Genomic DNA, 3,670 nt, shown 5'->3' on the forward strand with positions numbered 1-3,670 from the left:
CTTCCGGAGATGACCATGTCCTCTGCCGACGAGGCGTTGGAAAACGCCCGTACCGCCTACGAGCAGCACGTAGGGACCTGCCGCCAGTGCCGTGCCGACGGCGCGGCCTGCGCCGTGGCCAAGGTCCACCTGCGCACGTACAACAACGCCCGCCGCGACCACCTCCGCGCCACGGGCAGCGACGCCCCCAGGGGCTGACGCCCCGCGTACGCCGCGGAGCGGACTTCGCGGCGGCCGAGGACGCCGTGCAGGACGCGCTGGTCGAGGCGCTGCGCGCCCGGCCCGGCCGAGCCGCCGCGCGACGCGAAGGGCTGGCTGGTGGCCGTCGCTTGGCTCAGGTTCCTCGACGCCCACCGGTCGGACACCGCCCGCCGCCGGCGCGAGGACCTCGCCGAGGAGGAACCGGCGCCCGGCGCTGCGAGCGGCGAGGACGACACCCTCCAGCTCCCCACGAGGGCGACGGCGACCCGGCGACAGCGGCACGGCCGTACGCCGAGGCGGCCAGCCAGGCACCCGACCTCCGCGAGCGCGACCACCTGACCCGCCCGGCCGCCCGGCTCAACGCCCGCCGGCTCCGCTGACGCTCAGAGCGGGGGAGTGTCCCCGGTCTCCAGCAGCGAACGGGCGCCCTCCACGGCGGTGGGCGCGGCCTCGGTCGCGGAGGGGAAGAGCCGGGTCCAGGCGCGGGCCCTGCCCAGCGCGCCGAGCCGCCAGGCGAGGTGTACGGCGCGCCGCAGCTCCGCCGCCGACAGTCCGAGGTCCGTCCACGGCTCCAGATAGGCGTCCCGCAGACGGGGCAGCACCTCGGGGCCGTACCGCCCGGCCGCCCGCAGGGCCGGTACGCGCAGACTCGCGAACGGGTGGGACACGACGGCGTCCCCCCAGTCGAAGTACGTGAACCGGCCCGGCTCCGGGTGGAACAGCTGACCCTCGTGCAGATCGGCGTGGTCCAGGGAGTCGGGGACGCCCAGGGAGGCCAACTCCGCGCACCAGTCCGCCAGCCGGGGCCGCAGCGCGTCCAGCCGCGCCCGCCGGTCCGGGTCGAGGGAGACGTTCGCGGCACACAACCGGTCGAAGGCGGCGGGCACTTCGGGCACGCGCAGCCTCGGCACGCCGAGTGCGGAGAGTGCGTCCGCGCGCGGGACCAGGGCACGTTGCATGGCCGCGTACCCGGTGAGCAGCTCCTCCCACGTACGCGGCGGCACGTCGCCTCCCACCTCGCGGAAGAGCGGACCGCCGTCCGGCAGCAGCGACCAGCCACGGCCGGCGTCGACGGCCAGCGGGCGCAGCACCCGCTCCGGCACCCAGCGGGACAGCGCCTCGGTCAGCGGGCCCTCGAAGGCACTCGCCGGCGGGTTGGCCTTGAACCACACCGGGCCACTCCCGGCCGGCACGAGGCGCATCAGCACCGACCACGGCCGCACCCGCACCCGGGGCACCCCGCTCCGCCGCAGCCCTTGTGCGGCGAGCCGGGCGTCGGTCCACTCGAAGACAGCGCCCCGCCACGCCTCCTGGTCCCAGGGCGTGACCACATCCGGGTACGCACCCCGGTCCACGTCGACTGTGCGCTCCATCAGCGCTGACGCCCGCTCAGCGGCCGTAGCGCCGCTCGCGCGCCGCGTACGAGCGCAGCGCGCGGAGCAGGTCGATCTGACGGAACGCCGGCCACAGCACGTCCACGAAGTGCACCTCCGCGTACGCCGACTGCCAGAGCAGGAACCCCGACAGACGCTGCTCGCCCGAGGTGCGGATGACGAAGTCCGTGTCGTGCCCGGCGGGGGAGTACAGGTTGTCGGTGATGTGCTCAAGGTCGAAGTCGGCGGCCAGGTCGCGCGGGTCGCCCCCGGCGCGGATGTGCTTGTCGAAGGCGGCCCGGACCGCGTCCACGATCTCCCGGCGCCCGCCGTAGCCGACCGCCACGTCGACCTTCAGGCCACCCCGGCCGGTGGTCGTGGCGGCGGCCTCCTTCAGCACCCGCGCGGTGTCGCCCGGCAGCAGGTCCAGCGCGCCGATGATCTCGATCTCCCACGGCGCGTCCGTGGCACAGACCCGGCGCACGGTCTCCTCGATGATGTCGAGCAGCGGGCCGAGTTCGGCGGCCGGGCGGTGCAGATTGTCGTCGGAGAGCATCCACAGGGTGACGTGGCTGATCTCGGCGTCGGCGCACCAGTGCAGGAAGTCCGTGACCTTCGCGCCGCCTACGCGATAGCCCTCACGGACGTCCGTGTGCCCCGCGCCGCGCGCCCAGCGCCGGTTGCCGTCCAGCATGATCGCCACATGCCGGGGCCGGGGCAGGCCCTCCAACTTGCCGTGCAGCCGCCGCAGATACACCGCTTCCAGCGCCGAGCGCAGTGCCTTCCATGCCACGCCGAGATCCCTTCCAAGACCGGGGAACGAGAACGATAGCGGCATCCGCGGGCAGCGGCCCGTCCGGCCGCCCTCCACCCGGGGGAGACCGGCGGGGACGGTGAGCGTGGCAGGGGTGCAGACCAGGTACTCGTGCACCGCCTCGGTGGTGAAGCCCGCCCGGCGCAGCGCCGGTGCCACCTCCGGTGCGGCGTCGGGCGCGAACTCCAGCCGGGGGAGCAGGCCACGCTTGCGTAACTCCTCCACCAGGGCGGCCACCTCGGCCTTCGTGGGGGTTGCGCCGGGCAGTGGGGTCGCGTAGTCGACGTACGGGCTGGTCGTCGTGGGGTCGGAGTCCGCCACGAAGCCGCCGGTCCGGACCGGTTCAGGGCGGCGCAGCAGGTTGGCGGCGGCGAAGTTCCGCACATCGAGGGGCACGGCACCGCACGCTGCCACAGCGGGTTCGCCCGGCCGACCGAATTGCGTCCCTGGTGCCGAGACCGGCGTAGATGTATCGTCCAGAAGTGGAAATCCCGTCCAGTGGCGGTGGAGGCGGTGTCGGTGGGGTCCGAGGACGAGCGGCTGCTGGGTGAGGCCGAGAAGATCGCCGTAGCGCTCGGGCGGATGTTCCCCGGCCTGTGCGAGGTCGTCCTGCACGACCTGCGGGACCCGGCGCACGCGATCCGGGTCATCGAGAACAACCTCTCCGGCCGCGCCCACGGCGACCCCGCCACCGAACTGGGCCTGGCCCGGATCGCGGACCCCCGCTACCCCGACGTCGTGCAGAACTACCCCAACCGCTTCCCCGACGGCCGCCCCGCCAAGAGCACCTCCATCGGCATCCGGAACAGCGCGGGCGAGTACATCGCCGCGCTCTGCCTCAACCTGGACGTGTCGGTGCTCTCCCCGGTCGCGCTCACCCTGGCCAACCTCGTCGCCACCGGCACCGAACACGGCGCCGAACCGTTGGAGAGACTGCGGGACCGGCGCGCCCGGGAGCTGCGCGGGACAGTGGAGGAGATGGCCGCCCGGCGCGGGGGCACCCCGAGATCACTGAGCCGCGAGACCAAGCGCGAGCTGGTACGGCAACTGCGCGAGGACGGCTGGTTCGACTCGCGGGACGCCGCCCAGGGCATCGCCGACCTGCTCGGGGTCTCCCGAGCGACCGTCTACAACTACACGAAGTGAAAGCCCGCCCACCGAGCCCACCGAGCCCTGCCACCGTCCCCGCCCACCGAGCCCTGCCACCGTCCCCGCCCACCGAGCCCTGCCACCGTCCCCGCCCACCGAGCCCTGCCACCGTCCCCGCCCACCGAGCCCTGCC

4 protein-coding genes and 1 pseudogene are annotated in these 3,670 nt (G+C 74.2%); 3 read left to right on the forward strand and 2 right to left on the reverse strand.

All coding sequences use genetic code 11. From position 1 onward, the window contains the following. Window positions 1-198: hypothetical protein (locus ACFWN1_RS32265; RefSeq protein WP_384369982.1), on the forward strand; the 198-nt coding region annotated here is incomplete at its 5' end. After that, window positions 195-447 (forward strand): annotated as a pseudogene (locus ACFWN1_RS32270) (sigma factor); the annotation flags it as partial. The gene ACFWN1_RS32265 and the pseudogene ACFWN1_RS32270, both read left to right, overlap by 4 nt. Window positions 448-584: 137 nt before the next feature. On the opposite strand, the gene ACFWN1_RS32275 reads toward ACFWN1_RS32270, so the two are convergent. Next, window positions 585-1,574 carry an aminoglycoside phosphotransferase family protein gene (locus ACFWN1_RS32275; protein ID WP_384369985.1) on the reverse strand — a complete coding sequence of 330 codons (990 nt, stop codon included), beginning with the start codon at window positions 1,572-1,574 and terminating at the stop codon, window positions 585-587. A gap of 16 nt (window positions 1,575-1,590) precedes the next feature. Continuing rightward, the gene (locus ACFWN1_RS32280; RefSeq protein ID WP_384369991.1) at window positions 1,591-2,412 is read right to left on the reverse strand and encodes an isoprenyl transferase; all 822 of its coding nucleotides are present in this window, start codon (window positions 2,410-2,412) and stop codon (window positions 1,591-1,593) included. A 495-nt stretch (window positions 2,413-2,907) separates the two neighbouring features. Between ACFWN1_RS32280 and ACFWN1_RS32285 the strand changes: the two genes are divergently transcribed. Continuing rightward, complete coding sequence (locus ACFWN1_RS32285) at window positions 2,908-3,534, forward strand: transcriptional regulator (RefSeq protein ID WP_384369988.1); 627 nt, start codon at window positions 2,908-2,910, stop codon at window positions 3,532-3,534. Window positions 3,535-3,670 lie beyond the last annotated feature (136 nt).

This window comes from Streptomyces sp. NPDC058459 (assembly GCF_042721685.1).
GTDB lineage: Bacteria > Actinomycetota > Actinomycetes > Streptomycetales > Streptomycetaceae > Streptomyces.